Below are 14,422 nucleotides of genomic sequence, written 5' to 3' on the forward strand. Positions count from 1 at the left end.
CCACCCGGGCCGCCTAGCCACGTGCGTCACCGCTCGCCGGTGGCGTCTCGATGCGGTAGCCGACGCCCGGCACGGTGGCGATCACCCACGGCTCGCCGAGCCGTTTGCGCAGCGCGGAGACCGTGATCCGGACCGCGTTGGTGAACGGGTCGGCGTGCGCGTCCCAGGCCCGTTCCAGCAGCTCCTCAGCGCCGACCACCCCGCCCTCGGCGGCGACCAGGACCTCCAGCACGGCGAACTGCTTGCGGGTGAGCGCGACGTAGCGTCCGTCGCGGAAGACCTCCCGGCGGAACGGGTCGAGCCGAAGGCCCGCGAGTTGGCGCACGGGAGGACGGGCGTGCCCGCGCCGGCGGTCGAGCGCCCTCAGCCGCAGGACGAGTTCGCGCAGCTCGAACGGCTTGGTGAGGTAGTCGTCGGCACCCAGCTCGAAGCCCGAGGCCTTGTCGTCGATCCGGTCGGCGGCGGTGAGCATGAGGATCGGGATGCCACTGCCGGAGGCGACGATGCGCCGGGCCACCTCGTCGCCGGAGGGACCGGGGATGTCCCGGTCGAGCACCGCCAGGTCGTAGCTGTTGACGTCGAGCAGTTCCAGGGCCGAGTCCCCGTCGCCGGCGATGTCGGCCGCGATCGCCTCCAGCCGCAGCCCGTCCCGGACGGCTTCGGCCAGGTAGGGCTCGTCCTCCACGATCAGCACGCGCATGCGACTCAGTCTGCCCGGGCCGGCGTCGGGCGGGGTCGGTCCGGCGTCGGCGCCGCGCTCGGCCACCAGGGGCGCGACGCCAGCCCGAACAGCACCGCGCCGGCGGCGTTGACCAGCATGTCGTCCACGGACGAGACCCGGTCCAGCCGCAGCACGTACTGAAGGGTCTCGATCACCGCCGAGCAGGCCGCGCCGAGCGCGAGGAGCCGCGGCACGGACGCCAGCGCGGGGAACCGCAGCGGCGCGAAGAACCCCAGCGCCGCGAGGACCAGCAGGTTGCCGCCGATCCCCAGCGGCCCCATGGCGACCAGGTCCCGCAGCGGGACCAGGCTCACCCGCCCCGGGACGACGCCCGCCCCGGGGCCCGGCATCAGGGTCATCCAGACGAACGGCACCGTGCCATGGACCAGGCCCACCTCGGCCACCGACCTCCGCCACGCCGTGGCGGCGTCCGGGGCCCGACGGCACCGGGCCAGGGCCCACGCCGCCAGCGCGGCCAGCGGCAACCCGACCAGGGTCATGAGCACCACGCCGTTCTCGGTGTCGAGGCAGCCGTGCCACCGCCCGGCCCGGCACGCCGGGGCGGCCATCAGCAGCGGCCGGCGCACGGCATACGCCGCGCCCGCCAGGCCGAGGACCGCCAGGGCGACGAGCGCGACCCTCGGCGTACGGCGGGTGCCGCCCGCCTCAGCCACCGGAGCCCCCGTCGGGCGTGGCCCCGGTGACGGCCTGCGTCTCCCGCGCGATCATCTCGACCAGCGGCGCGTCGTCGCCGTTGGCGAGGATCACGCCGACCCAGCCGGTGTCCGGGTAGTTGGTCCAGTTGGCGCAGACACCGGGGTTGCCGCCGGCCCGCTGGATCACCCACTGGCCGCCGACGATTCCCCGCTCCCGGTCGGCCATGCCATAGCTGCGGGACAGCACCGTCCGGCCCCGGTGCGACAGCAGCATTACCCCGGAGAAGCGGCCCGCGGCGGCCAGCCCCGCCACGTACCTGTCGTAGGCGCCGCCGGGTCGGGTGGCCGGCGGGATCCGGCCGGGCCGGGGCGCGCGTGCCGCCGCGGCGGCGGGTCCGGCGCCCGCCAGCGGCACCCCGGCCGCCACCGCGCCGGCGGCCGCCAGCCCGCCCCACTCGACCAACCTCCGCCGGCTCACGCCGGCTGTCGGGTCCAGTCCCATCCCCGTGCTCCTTCCGGTCGACGGTCGGGCGCCGCGACCGTGCCCGCGGTCGCCCTCCTCCACCCAAGGCGTCGGGGCGTTGCGAGGGCGTATGCGTTTTCCGATACGCCCGTGACATCCGCGGTGGCGTCGGTGGAGCCGGAGCACCTCGCGGGTATCGGCGACCCCGCCGGACCGCGCGCCCACGTCCTGTCCAGGACACGACTTCTAGGACATTTGTGATGGGTGGCTTCCCGCCTAGGCTGGGCGGGATACGGGGTCCAGCCAGGAGCGACATCGCCGAGGAGGACTCATGGTGGGATCGGCGGCCGACTCGCCCGGGCCGCCCCGGCAGACCCGGTTCGTATCGTCGGAGCCGGACGAGGCGCGCGACTTCATCGGCCGGATGTACGGCGCGCACCTGCGGGTCCGGGACGCGGTGGGCGGCGGCATGTGGGTCGGCTTCGACCGCATCGAGTTCGGCGACGTCAACGTGAGCGCGGCGCGGATCTCGGCGGACCTCGACTTCCGTGTGGAGGGCAGCGACCAGGTTCTCATCGCCACCGTCAAGGCCGGCCGGGTCGACTACGCGCGGGGCCGGGGCAGTGCCCGCTACGGGCCCGGCGACACCTATGTCGCCAGCCAGCGGGAGATGCGGTGGGACGCCCGGCTGCACAACGCTGACCTCGACGTCGTCGGCCTGCCCGAATCTCTGCTGCACGAGGTGTCCGGCACCGCACCGGACCAGCCGTGGCGGCCCCGGTCGTGGGAGCCGTTGCCCGGATGCGCCGAGCAGTGGCGCACCACCGCGCGTTACGTCCAGGAGTTGTTCGAGCGGCCGCAGGTCGCGACCGAACCACTCATCCTCGGTGCCGCGGTGCGGATGCTGGCCGCGACCGCGCTCACCATCTTCCCGAGCGACGTGACACCGGGGCCGAGCGCGACGGACCGGCACGACGCCCACCCGGCGACGCTGCGTCGGGCGATCGCCTTCATCGAGTCCCACCCGCACCTCGACCTGAGCGTCGCCGACATCGCCCGCGCCGCCGGTGTCACGCCCCGCGCGCTCCGGCTCACCTTCCGCCGGCACCTCGACAGCACCCCCCTGGCCTACCTGCACCGGGTCCGCCTCGACAAGGCGCGGGAGGAACTGGGCCGGGCCACCACCGGCGACGACCGGACCGTGGAGTCGGTCGCGAGCCGCTGGGGCTTCGCCGATCCCTCCCGCTTCGCCGAGCGCTACCGCGACGAGTACGGGGAGACGCCCGGCCAGACGCTGAGGGGCTGACCCGAGGTCGTCGCCGGAGTGTTGACGCGGCAGGCGAACCGGGGCAGGCTGTGGAAGCGCTCCCAACGGCGAGCTTCGATGTCCTCAGGAAGGAAGAGCTCGTGCGTCCCACCACAGCACTGCTCCCCGTCGTGCTGGCCGCCACCCTCGGTGGTCTGGCCCTGCCGGCGCCCGCCCAGGCCGCGACCGGCCCGGCGCTGGCCGTCGACGTGACCGCCGGCCGGCACGCGATCAGTCCGTACGTCTACGGCATGAACTTCGCCGACGAAGCCCTCGCCCGGGAGCTGCGCCTGCCGGTGCACCGGTACGGCGGCAACGCCACCACCCGCTACAACTTCCGCACCGACACCACGAACCGCGCCTCGGACTGGTACTTCGAGAACATCCCGAACGACAACGCGGACCCGGACAGCCTGCCCGACGGCTCGGAGAGTGACCGCTTCGTGCAGCGGAACAAGGCCACCGGCACCGACACCATCATGACCGTGCCGATGATCGGTTGGATCGCCAAGGACCGGGCCCGGTCGTGCGGCTTCAGCGTCGCCAAGTACGGCCCGCAGGAGTCCACCGACCAGTGGGCGCCGGACTGCGGCAACGGGAAGAAGCCGGACGGCAGCCTGATCACCGGCAACGATCCGGAGGACACTAGCGTGGCGGTCGGGCCGGAGTACGCCGGCGACTTCGTCACCCACCTGAAGGACCGGTTCGGCGCCGCCGGCTCCGGCGGGGTCCGCTTCTACAACCTGGACAACGAGCCGGACCTGTGGCACGCCACCCACCGGGACGTCCGTCCGGTCGGGTTGGGCTACGACGAGCTGCGCGACCGCACCTACCAGTACGCCGCCGCGATCAAGAAGGCCGATCCCGGGGCGAAGACGCTCGGCCCGGTCGGCTGGGGCCTGAACTCGATCTTCTACTCCGGGCTGGACCAGGACACCTGTTCGCGGACCGGCTGCTGGTCGAACCCGCCGGACAAGGCCGCGCACGGCGGCCAGGATCTCGGCCCCTGGTACCTGGACCGGATGTGGGAGTACGAGCAGCAGCACGGCACCCGGATCCTCGACTACTTCGACGTGCACCTCTACCCGCAGCAGTCCGGCGTCAGCGGCTCCGACGCGGGCGACGCCGCCACCCAGGCGCTGCGGCTGCGCTCGACGCGCCAGCTCTGGGACCCGACGTACGTCGACGAGAGCTGGATCAACCAGCCGGTCCGCTTCATCCCCCGGATGCGCGACCTGGTCGACCAGCACTACCCCGGCACGAAGATCGCGATGACCGAGTACAGCTGGGGCGGGTTCGGCTCGCTCAACGGCGCGCTCGCCCAGGCCGACGTGCTGGGCATCTTCGGCCGCGAGGGGCTCGACCTGGCCAGCCTGTGGACCGCGCCCACGGCCGACCAGCCGGTGGCCGACGCGTTCCGCATCTACCGCAACTACGACGGCGCCGGTGGCGCGTTCGGCGAGACGTCCGTCCGGGCCACCAGCGCCGACCAGGACAAACTGGCCGTGTACGCGGCCGAGCGCACCGCCGACAAGGCGCTGACCCTGGTCGTGGTGAACAAGAGCGGCGACGCCCTGACCAGCCCGGTGGCGCTCACCGGCGCCTCCGCCGGCAGTGCCCAGGTCTACCGCTACAGCGGGGCGAACCTCGCCGGGATCGTCCGGGAGGCCGACCAGCCGGTGGCCGCCGGCGGCTTCACCGCCACCTTCCCGGCCAACTCGATCACCCACCTGGTGCTGCCGCGCGGGACGACCTCCGGTGACACCGTGCCACCGACCGCGCCGGGCAAGCCGACCGCCGGCACGGTCACCGCGGACAGCGTCGCGCTGAGCTGGACGCCGTCCACCGACGACACCGGCGTGACCGGGTACGACGTGCACCGGGTGGACGCCGCCGGCACCGTGAAGGTGGGCAGTGCGACCGGCACCTCGTACACGGTGGCCGGGTTGACCGCGGACACCCCGTACACCTTCGTGGTGACCGCGCGCGACGCGGCGGGCAACGTCTCGGCGGCCTCGCCCGGGCTGGCCGTGCGGACCGCGCCCGCCACCCCGACCGGCGGCTGCTCGGTCGGGTATGCGGCGAACAGTTGGCCGGGCGGCTTCACCGCGACCGTGACGGTCACGAACACCGGCGCCACCGCGATCGACGGCTGGAAGCTGGCGTTCGACTTCCCCACCGGCACCCAGAAGGTCGGCCAGGGCTGGTCGGCCACCTGGAAGCAGACCGGGACGGCGGTCACCGCGGAGAGCCTGAGCTGGAACGGCAAGCTGGCCCCCGGCGCGTCCACCAGCATCGGCTTCAACGGCACCTGGAGCGGCACCAACCCGGCGCCCACCGCGTTCAGTCTCAACGGCAGGCGCTGCGGCTGACCCGCCGCTCGGTCCCATCCGCGCGGCGGCCCGTGCCGTGGCGGTGTGGCGGCGCCGACCCCGGCCCGGGGTGGCTCTCCGGGCCGGGGTGGTGCTGACCGTTGCGGTGGACCGACAGTCAAGTGATGGGCAGTGGTCGATGTTAGCGTCATCATGAGCGGACTCGATGATTCGAAAAAGTTACGACTTGACGAACGTCGTGTTATCGCCCACATTCGATGGTCAAGGACGAGGCTGGGACTCACCGGGCAGGTCTGCCTTGTCGAGACGTCGCGTGCAATCGAGTGCGCGATTTCCTGTTAGCGCTAACACCGGACGGCCGCGTCCGGGTTCAGGCCATCGAGGAGGATCATGTTTGGCTTTGGTAGGTCCCCATCGGTCACCTCCCCGCCGTCGCGGCGGCGGGGATGGGCGCCGCGGGTCGTCGCGGCCGGCGTGACGGCCGTGCTGGCCGGCGTCGGCGCCACGGCGGTGCTGTCCACCCCGGCCGCCGCCGCGACGGTCGACACCAGCGCCTGGTACGTCCTGGTGAACCGCAACAGCGGCAAGGCCCTGGACGTCTACAACCTGGCCACCAACGACGGCGCCCGGATCGTGCAGTGGGCGCGCAACAACGGCAACCAGCAGCAGTGGCAGTTCGTCGACTCGGGCGGCGGCTACTACCGGCTGCGGTCGCGGCTCTCCGGCAAGGTGCTCGACGTCTACAACTTCTCCACCGCCAACGGCGGCAACATCGTGCAGTGGGCCGACGCCAACGGGACCAACCAGCAGTTCCGGCTGGCCGACTCCGACAGCGGCTACGTCCGGCTGATCAACCGGAACAGCAACAAGGTGGTGGAGGTGCAGGGCGCCTCGACCGCCGACGGCGGCAGCATCGTCCAGTACGACGACTGGAACGGCAGCAACCAGCAGTGGCAGCTCGTCCGCGTCGACGGCGGGGGCAACCCCACCACGCCGCCGCCCACCACGCCCCCGCCGGGCGGCACCTGCAACCTGCCCACGTCGTACCGGTGGTCGTCGACCGGCCCGCTGGCGCAGCCCAAGTCGGGCTGGGCGTCGCTGAAGGACTTCACCGTCGCGCCGTACAACGGCCGGCACCTGGTGTACGCCACCACGCACGACTTCGGCTCGTCCTGGGGCTCGATGAACTTCAGCCCGTTCACCAACTGGTCGGACATGGCCTCGGCCAGCCAGAACGGCATGAACCAGGGCACCGTCGCGCCGACGCTGTTCTACTTCGCCCCGCGCAACATCTGGGTGCTCGCCTACCAGTGGGGCGGCACGGCGTTCTCCTACAAGACCTCGACCGACCCGACCAACCCCAACGGGTGGTCGTCGGCGCAGCCGCTGTTCACCGGCAGCATCTCCGGCTCCGGCACCGGTCCGATCGACCAGACGATCATCGCCGACAGCCAGAACATGTACCTCTTCTTCGCCGGTGACAACGGCAAGATCTACCGGGCCAGCATGCCGATCGGCAACTTCCCCGGCAGCTTCGGCTCCAACTACACCACCATCATGAGCGACAGCACGAACAACCTCTTCGAGGCCGTGCAGGTCTACAAGCTCCAGGGCCAGACCCGCTACCTCATGATCGTCGAGGCCATCGGCGCGCAGGGCCGCTACTTCCGGTCGTTCACCGCCACCAGCCTGAGCGGCTCGTGGACGCCGAACGCGGCGACCGAGAGCAACCCGTTCGCCGGCAAGGCCAACAGCGGCGCCACCTGGACCAACGACATCAGCCACGGTGAGCTGATCCGCACCAGCGCGGACCAGACGTTCACCGTCGACCCCTGCAACCTGCAACTGCTCTACCAGGGCCGCGCCACCAACTCCGGCGGCGACTACGGCCTGCTGCCCTACCGTCCGGGCCTGCTGACGCTCCAGCGCTGACCGCCGGCGGATCGGATCGAGGGCCGGTCTCCCCACCTCGGGGAGGCCGGCCCGTCAGGCCGGGTAGGCCCGCGTCTCGGCGGCCTTCACGGCGGCCCACACCGGCCGGCCCGGAGCCAGATCGAGGTGGCTGGCGGCGGCCGGCGTGACGTCGGCGGCGACCGCGATCGGGCCGTCCAGTTGCACGCGCAGGTTGTCGCCGTGCCGTTGCAGCCCGGCGATGACGGCCGGCCAGGCGTTGCGCGGGCTGCCGTCCGGCCGGCGCGGGTGCAGGGCGACGGCCGACGGGGGGAACGCGACGAACGCGTCGCCGTGCAGGGGATCGGCGACGGCGAGGGTGAGCCGGTCGTCGACGCGTACGGCGTGGCCGTCGGCGACGCCACGGTAGAGGTTGAGACCGACCAGGCGGGCGACGTAGTCGGTGCGCGGCCGGGCGGTGACGGTGGCGGCGTCGCCCTCCTGCACGACCCGGCCGTCCTCGATGATGACCAGCCGGTCCGCCAGCACCAGGGCGTCCAGCGGATCGTGGGTGACCAGCAGGGCGGCGCCGGGGTGGGCGTCGAGGTGCCGGTGGAGTTCGGCGCGGGTGTCGAGCCGGGTACGCGCGTCGAGCGCGGCGAGCGGCTCGTCGAGCAGCAGCAGCACCGGGTCGACGGCCAGGGCGCGGGCGAGCGCGACCCGCTGGGCCTGCCCGCCGGAGAGCTGCCTCGGCCGGCTGCGCGCCTGGGCGCCCAGCCCGACCCGGTCCAGCCACTCGGCCGCCCGGCGGCGGGCGCTACGCCGGTCGGCACCGTGCCGCCGCGGCCCGAAGGCGACGTTGTCCAGCGCGTTCAGGTGCGGGAAGAGCAGGTAGTCCTGGAAGACCACGCCGATCGGGCGGTGCTCCGGCGGCGTCCAGTGGCGCTGCCCGGGCCGGTCGACGTCCCGCCCGGCGAGGACCAGATGGCCGGCGGTCAGCGGTTGCAGGCCGGCGAGTGCGCGCAGGGCGGTGGTCTTGCCGGCGCCGTTGGGGCCGAGCAGCGCGACCACCTCACCGGCGGCGACCCGCAGCGGCACGTCCAGGCGGAAGGTGCCCCGCTCGACGACCAGGTGGGCGTCCACGACCGGGCTCATGCGCTGGTGATCCACTTGTCCCGGAGGCCGGCGAGGATGGCCACCGACACGGTCAGCAGGACCAGGCTGAGCACCACCGCACCGTCCAGGTCGCCACCCTCGATGGTCTGGTAGACCGCCAGCGGCATGGTCTGGGTGACGCCGGGATAGTTGCCGGCGAAGGTGATCGTGGCGCCGAACTCGCCCAACGCCCGCGCCCAGCACAGCACCGCGCCGGCGGCGACGCCCGGCGCCACCAGGGGCAGGGTGACGTGCGTGAACGTGGTCCAGCGGCCGGCGCCGAGGGTGGCGGCGGCCTCCTCGTAGCGGGCGTCCGCCCCGCGCAGCGCACCTTCCACCGCGATGACCAGGAACGGCATGGCGACGAACGCCTCCGCGACGACCACCCCGGTGGTGGTGAACGGCAACGAGAAGCCGAACGTGGCGTCCAGCCACTCGCCGAGCAGCCCCCGGCGCCCGAACACCAGCAGCAGCGCCACGCCGCCGACCACCGGTGGCAGCACCAGCGGGACCGTGACCAGCGCCCGGACCAACCGACGACCGGGGAACCGGGCGCGGGCCAGCAACCACGCCAGGGGTACGCCGAGCAGCAGGCACACGACGGTGGCCGCGGTGGCGGTCTGCAACGACAGCCGTAGCGCGGTCAGCGCGCCCGGCTCGGTGAGTCGCTGCGGCAGGCTGGTCCACGGAGCCCGGACCACCAACCCGGCCAGCGGCAGCACCAGGAACAGCAGGCCGAGCAGCGCCGGCGCCAGCAGGGCCGCCGGCACCCGTTGTGCCCGGCGGCGACGCGGCGGCCTCCCCGGTTCGGGGCGGGCCGCCGTGTCGTGGGCGCCGGTCGAGGTCATCGCCGGTCAGGGGGCCTGGAAGCCGGCGGTGGTCAGGACGGAGGTGCCCTGGTCGGAGCGGACGTAGGCGACGAAGGCCCGCGCGGCCGTCCGGTTGGGGGCGTTCTTCAGCACGACGATGGGATAGTCGTTGATCGCGCCGGCGGACTCGGGGAACTCCACGGCCTCGACGTCGGCGGCGGCGGCCCTGGCGTCGGTCCGGTAGACCAGCGCGGCGTCCACCTCGCCGAGCTTCAGCTTCGACAGGGCGCCCTTGACGTCCTGCTCCAGGGTGACCGGGGTGAGCTTCACCTTCGCCGTGGTCAGGGCCTTGGTCGCCGCGGCGCCGCAGGGGACCTGCTCGGCGCAGAGCGCCACCTTCAGGCCGGGCCTGGTGAGGTCGGTCAGCGCCTTGACGCCTTTCGGGTTGCCCTTGGCCACGGCGATGACGAGCTGGTTCCTGGCGAATGTGGCGGGGGTGCCGTCGGCGTTACCGGCGTCGGTGACCGACTGCATGTTCTTCGGCGCGGCGGAGGCGAACACATCCGCCGGCGCACCCTGGTTGATCTGGTTGGCGAGCGCGGAGCTGCCGGCGAAGTTGAAGGTGACCTTCGCACCGGGGTTCGCGGCCTCGAAGTCCCTACCGATGGTGGTGAACGACTCGGTCAGCGACGCCGCCGCGAACACCGTCACCGAGCCGGTCACCCCGGAGGACGAGCCACCCGCCCCGGAGCCGGCCTCGTTGCTGCTGCCGCCGCCGCAGCCGGCCGGCACCGCCATCGTCAGGGCGGTCACCCCGGTCAGCGCGACGCGGGCGAGACGTGAGCCCATCGACTTCCCCTCCTCGTGGACGCCGGCCCCGGTGCTCACGCGCCGGCCCGGCTCCGGTGGGTCGGAGCGGACCGCTCCACCACCACCGTGGTCGACTTGATCACCGCGACCGCGACCGAGCCGACCCGCAGGCCCAGCTCCTCGACCGCCTCGCGGCTCATCAACGAGACGATCCGGAACGGCCCGGCCTGGATGTCCACCTGGGCCATCACCGTGTCCTTGGCGACCGCGGTGACGATCCCCCGCAGGCGGTTGCGCGCCGACGACTCCTCGGACCGGCCGTCGGCCTCGCCCGCCTGCTCGCGGACGAACCCGGCCAGCTCGACGCCGTCGATCACCCGGTGACCCTGCTCGTCGCGGGCGGCGGGCAGCCGACCCGCGTCGATCCACCGACGCACCGTGTCGGCGCTGACGCCGAGCAGTTCGGCGGCCTCACCGATCCGAAAAACCGTCACGCCGGCACCCTACCCGCACGCGTCTGCCGGCGAGAAGGCCAAATCCGGCTCGCTCTTACGGCCCTGAGCGTGCATATGGGCTCTCAACTGCGAATAGATGTCGGGTTCGTCGGACCTGCTGTGCGGCAACGGCACGGGTGGCGACCTCGTTGGGAGCGACGACAGGACGGTCCGCCGAACCGGGGAGGCGATCAGGATGACCGAGGACGCGGGGTCGCCGTTCCGCTACTCGTACACCACCCACGAGGCTGGGGAGGCGCACGACGTGCTGCGCCGGCTCTATGTGGGCCACGACTTCCGGCTCCATCGGGTGGGCCGCCGGTTCACCTACCAGCAGGAGGCGGCCGGGGCCGGGCCGATCGTGGTGGGCCGGGTGCGGTACGGCATGGACGCCGACATCCGGCTCGAACCGCTGGACCATCTGCTGATCATCGTCATGCGGACCGGGCGGCTGGAGACGCGCGACCGGCGGGACGTGACGAGGACCGGTCCCGGCGATGTGCTTCTGCACCAGGTCGGCCGTCCGTTGACCAACATCTGCCTGAACTTCGACCTCGACAGCGTCAACCTGGATCGCGCGACGGTGACCGAGGTGGCCGCGGCGCGTACCGGCATCGATCCGGCTCACTTCCGCTTCGAGGCGATGACGCCGGTCTCGGTGGCGATGAGCCGCCTCTGGCGCGACACGACCGCGTACCTGACACAGATCTTCACCGGCCCCCAGGAGCACTGGGGCAGTCCGCTCGCGGTGCGCGCCGCCGCCGACCTGGCTGCCTCGGTCGCGCTGGCCACGTTCCCGAACACGGCGATGGCGGTGTCCCGCCACAGCGGCGGCGTCACGCTCACCGCCGCCCCGGTGCGCCGTGCCGTGTCGTTCATCGAGACGCACGCCGGCGAGCCGATCACCGCGACCCGGATCGCCGAGGCGGCCCGCGTCACGCCCCGGGCCCTGCAGGCGGCGTTCCGTCGGCACCTCGGCATCACCCCGACCGCCTACCTGCGGCGGGCGCGCCTGGACCGGGCCCATCGGGACCTGACGGCCGCCGGGCGCGCCGCAGGGGACACGGTGGCCGCGATCGCGCGCCGGTGGGGTTACCTGCACACGGGTCGGTTCGCGGCGGACTACCGGGCGGCGTACGGGCGGTCTCCCGGGGACACGCTGCGCGACTGAGCCGGCGGTCAGGGGTTTTTCCGGTCTGCCGGTTTCCGGCGCTCCTGCCTGGAAAGGTCAGTGCGAGGAGCAGGTTCCCTCGACCACCTCGTTCTCCAGAACGCCGGCCCGGACGCGGACGGGTTCCTCGACTTGCACCGCGACACCAGCGCCGAGCGCCTCCGCGCCCTCGGCTGACCCGACCCGCCGACCGATCTGGAGGTTCACCGTGAAGGCACTTGTCTATCGAGGTCCCCGCGACGTCGCCGTCGAGGATCGGCCCGACCCGACCATCCAGGCACCCACCGACGCGATCATCCGCATCACCACCACCAACATCTGCGGCTCCGACCTGCACATGTACGAGGGGCGCACGTCGGTCGAGGCCGGCAAGATCCTCGGCCACGAGAACATGGGCGTGGTCGAGGCGGTCGGCGACGCGCTCACCCGGATCAAGGTCGGCGACCGGGTGTCCGTGCCGTTCAACATCGCCTGCGGCACCTGCCGCAACTGCCTGCACGGCTGGACCAGCTTCTGCCTGCGCACCAACCCGACCGAGGGGATGGACGGCGCGGCGTACGGCTACGCCAACATGGGCCCGTACGACGGCGGGCAGGCGCAGTTCCTGCGCGTGCCGTACGCGGACGTCAACCTGCTGCGCCTGCCGCCCGGCACCGAGCACGAGAACGACTTCACCATGCTGTCGGACATCTTCCCGACCGGCTGGCACGGCACCGAACTCGCCGGCCAGGCCCCGGGCGACACGGTCGCCGTGTTCGGCGCCGGCCCGGTCGGGCTGATGGCCGCCCACAGCGCGCTGATCAAGGGCGCCGACCGGGTGTTCGTGGTGGACAAGGAGACCGACCGCCTCGCCATGGCCGGCAAGCTCGGCGCGATCCCGGTCAACTTCGCCGAGGGCGACCCGGTACAGCAGATCATGGACGCCACCGACGGGGTGGGCGCCGACTGCGGCGTGGAGGCGGTCGGCTACCAGGCGCACGACCCGTCCGGCGACGAGCATCCGGAACTGGTGCTGGACAACCTGGTCGACGTGGTCCGCTCGACCGGCGGGATCGGTGTGGTGGGCGTCTACGTGCCGCAGGACCCGAACGCCCCGGACAAGCGGGCGCGCGAGGGGCGCATCGGCTGGCAGTACGGCACGTTCTTCACCAAGGGCCAGCGGATGGGTACCGGCCAGGCCCCGGTGATGCGTTACAACCGGCAGCTCCGCGACCTGATCATCGCCGGCCGCGCGCAACCGTCGTTCCTGGTCTCGCACGAGCTGCCGCTGGCCGAGGCGCCGGAGGCGTACGGGCACTTCGACCGGCGCGAGCACGGCTGGACGAAGGTGCTGCTGCACCCCGGCGACTGAGTACGCGTACGGATGGCGGCGGCGGCCGGGGCGACGAGAATTCTCCGCATGCGAACCCGAATCTCGATCGCCCTGGCCGCGGTCGGCCTGAGCGCGCTGATGCTCACCGCCGGCTGCTCGTTCGAGGAGTCCATCTGCGGCAGCGGCGAGTATCCGGCCATCGCGGTCGGGGCGCAGGGCGGCAGCGCCTGCTTCCCGAACGGCCAGGAGCCCACCCCGCCGTACGTCCGTTATCCCGAGGGCAAGGTTCCCCAGCACGTCGACGACGAGTGGGACGTCTACTGGCGGACCCACGGCATCGACGAGAACAACGCCATCATCGAGCGGTGAGCGCACCGCCGGCAGAGCGGTCGGATCCGGACCGGGATCGTTGCCTCCGGGTCAACGCTCGTGCCGCGGCCGCGCCTTGATCGCCCTCCGGCGGGCGAGCAGGCTGTGGGCATGTCCTTTCAGGCGTACCTCGACGCGATCGAGAACCGGACCGGCAAGACCCCACGCGTCCTCGTCCAGGAGGCCGAGCGACACGGCTACGGGGAGGCGGGCGTGAAGGCCGGCGTGATCGTGGACTGGTTGAAGCACGACTACGGGCTGGGACGCGGGCACGCCATGGCCCTGGTCCACGTCATCAGGAACGGACCGCGGATCAGCGCCAAGCACGTCGGCTCCACCGGCTCGCACCGCGACGCCGGCGACACGCTCTGGCTGGACGGCCAGGCCACCCGGCCGGCCGACTAGGCCGGGTCGAGCCCTCGGGCGAACGCCTCGACGGCGGTGCAGACCCGGCCGAGCGCGTCGGCGGAGCGGGCCAGCGGGCCGGGCACCATCAGCGCGTGGTCGGCCTCCGCCACCTCCACCACGTGCGGGGTGAGCCGGCGGGCGACCTCGCCGTCCCACAGGGTGTCGGCGGTGCCGCCGGCCAGCAGGAACGGCGCGGTGGCACGCGCCAACGGCTCGCGGACGGCCGGGTCGGTCAGCAACGGCGTCAGCCAGACCGCCGGGATGCCGCGGTCGGCGGCGAACGGGGTGGCGAAGCTGCCCAGCGACTTGCCGACCAGCAGGTCGACGCCGTCGTCGAGGACCGGCGTGAGCTGCTCGGCCACGAAGCCGGGGGCCGCGTCCGGACGCAGTTCGTCCAGCCGCTGCCAGGTCACCTCGTGCACCTCGAAGCCGAGCCGGCGCAACGCCTCCCCGAGGTAGACGAAGAGCGGACCCCGGGTGTCGTAGCCGCGCCCCGGGGCGAGCACCGCCCGCCGATCCGCCATG

The 14,422-nt window shown here is 72.7% G+C and carries 15 protein-coding genes; 7 read left to right on the forward strand and 8 right to left on the reverse strand.

The features are described 5' to 3' along the window. Positions 1-13: 13 nt before the first annotated feature. The 3 genes from H1D33_RS24960 to H1D33_RS24970 are packed head-to-tail and all read right to left on the reverse strand — an operon-like array spanning position 14 to position 1,879. Positions 14-700, reverse strand: a complete 687-nt coding sequence (locus tag H1D33_RS24960) for a response regulator transcription factor (RefSeq protein ID WP_181570848.1) — start codon at positions 698-700, stop codon at positions 14-16. A 5-nt stretch (positions 701-705) separates the two neighbouring features. Beyond that, entirely contained in the window at positions 706-1,395 is a 690-nt protein-coding gene (locus H1D33_RS24965) for a VanZ family protein (protein WP_246411885.1), read from the reverse strand. After that, positions 1,388-1,879, reverse strand: coding sequence for a hypothetical protein (locus tag H1D33_RS24970; RefSeq protein WP_181570847.1), 492 nt, complete (start codon positions 1,877-1,879; stop codon positions 1,388-1,390). Before H1D33_RS24970 ends, H1D33_RS24965 begins: the two co-directional genes overlap by 8 nt. Positions 1,880-2,171: 292 nt before the next feature. Between H1D33_RS24970 and H1D33_RS24975 the strand changes: the two genes are divergently transcribed. From H1D33_RS24975 to H1D33_RS24985, 3 genes are all read left to right on the forward strand, one after another. Beyond that, positions 2,172-3,146 carry a helix-turn-helix domain-containing protein gene (locus H1D33_RS24975; RefSeq protein WP_181570846.1) on the forward strand — a complete coding sequence of 325 codons (975 nt, stop codon included), beginning with the start codon at positions 2,172-2,174 and terminating at the stop codon, positions 3,144-3,146. 101 nt (positions 3,147-3,247) lie between these two features. Beyond that, a complete protein-coding gene (locus H1D33_RS24980; protein WP_181570845.1) occupies positions 3,248-5,518 on the forward strand; it encodes a glycoside hydrolase family 44 protein in 2,271 nt (756 codons plus the stop codon). Positions 5,519-5,869: 351 nt separating this feature from the next. After that, a complete protein-coding gene (locus tag H1D33_RS24985; protein WP_181570844.1) occupies positions 5,870-7,411 on the forward strand; it encodes a non-reducing end alpha-L-arabinofuranosidase family hydrolase in 1,542 nt (513 codons plus the stop codon). Positions 7,412-7,465: 54 nt separating this feature from the next. Here H1D33_RS24985 and H1D33_RS24990 read toward each other — a convergent pair whose 3' ends face one another. The 4 genes from H1D33_RS24990 to H1D33_RS25005 are packed head-to-tail and all read right to left on the reverse strand — an operon-like array spanning position 7,466 to position 10,637. Continuing rightward, complete coding sequence (locus H1D33_RS24990) at positions 7,466-8,524, reverse strand: ABC transporter ATP-binding protein (RefSeq protein WP_181570843.1); 1,059 nt, start codon at positions 8,522-8,524, stop codon at positions 7,466-7,468. Further along, entirely contained in the window at positions 8,521-9,372 is an 852-nt protein-coding gene (locus tag H1D33_RS24995) for an ABC transporter permease (RefSeq protein ID WP_181570842.1), read from the reverse strand. Before H1D33_RS24995 ends, H1D33_RS24990 begins: the two co-directional genes overlap by 4 nt. A 6-nt stretch (positions 9,373-9,378) precedes the next feature. Further along, on the reverse strand, positions 9,379-10,182 hold the full coding sequence (gene modA, locus H1D33_RS25000) for a molybdate ABC transporter substrate-binding protein (RefSeq protein ID WP_246411883.1): 804 nt from the start codon (positions 10,180-10,182) through the stop codon (positions 9,379-9,381). 35 nt (positions 10,183-10,217) lie between these two features. Next, complete coding sequence (locus H1D33_RS25005) at positions 10,218-10,637, reverse strand: TOBE domain-containing protein (protein WP_181570841.1); 420 nt, start codon at positions 10,635-10,637, stop codon at positions 10,218-10,220. A 196-nt stretch (positions 10,638-10,833) separates the two neighbouring features. On the opposite strand from H1D33_RS25005, the gene H1D33_RS25010 reads away from it, so the two are divergent. The 4 genes from H1D33_RS25010 (at position 10,834) to H1D33_RS25025 (ending at position 13,894) form a co-directional block, all read left to right on the forward strand. Then, positions 10,834-11,808, forward strand: coding sequence for an AraC family transcriptional regulator (locus H1D33_RS25010; protein ID WP_181570840.1), 975 nt, complete (start codon positions 10,834-10,836; stop codon positions 11,806-11,808). Positions 11,809-12,016: 208 nt separating this feature from the next. Then, positions 12,017-13,159: a glutathione-independent formaldehyde dehydrogenase gene (locus tag H1D33_RS25015; RefSeq protein WP_181570839.1), complete on the forward strand. Its 1,143-nt coding sequence runs from the start codon at positions 12,017-12,019 to the stop codon at positions 13,157-13,159. A gap of 48 nt (positions 13,160-13,207) precedes the next feature. Then, the gene (locus H1D33_RS25020) at positions 13,208-13,489 is read left to right on the forward strand and encodes an SCO0607 family lipoprotein (protein ID WP_181570838.1); all 282 of its coding nucleotides are present in this window, start codon (positions 13,208-13,210) and stop codon (positions 13,487-13,489) included. 111 nt (positions 13,490-13,600) lie between these two features. After that, positions 13,601-13,894 (forward strand): DUF4287 domain-containing protein, encoded by a 294-nt coding sequence (locus H1D33_RS25025; protein ID WP_181570837.1) that lies wholly within the window; start codon positions 13,601-13,603, stop codon positions 13,892-13,894. Here the strand turns inward: H1D33_RS25025 and H1D33_RS25030 are convergent. Next, positions 13,891-14,421 (reverse strand): alpha/beta hydrolase, encoded by a 531-nt coding sequence (locus tag H1D33_RS25030; RefSeq protein WP_181570836.1) that lies wholly within the window; start codon positions 14,419-14,421, stop codon positions 13,891-13,893. The two genes, H1D33_RS25025 and H1D33_RS25030, sit on opposite strands and share 4 nt — an antisense overlap. Position 14,422: the final 1 nt, after the last annotated feature.

The organism is Micromonospora ferruginea (assembly GCF_013694245.2).
Lineage (GTDB): Bacteria > Actinomycetota > Actinomycetes > Mycobacteriales > Micromonosporaceae > Micromonospora > Micromonospora robiginosa.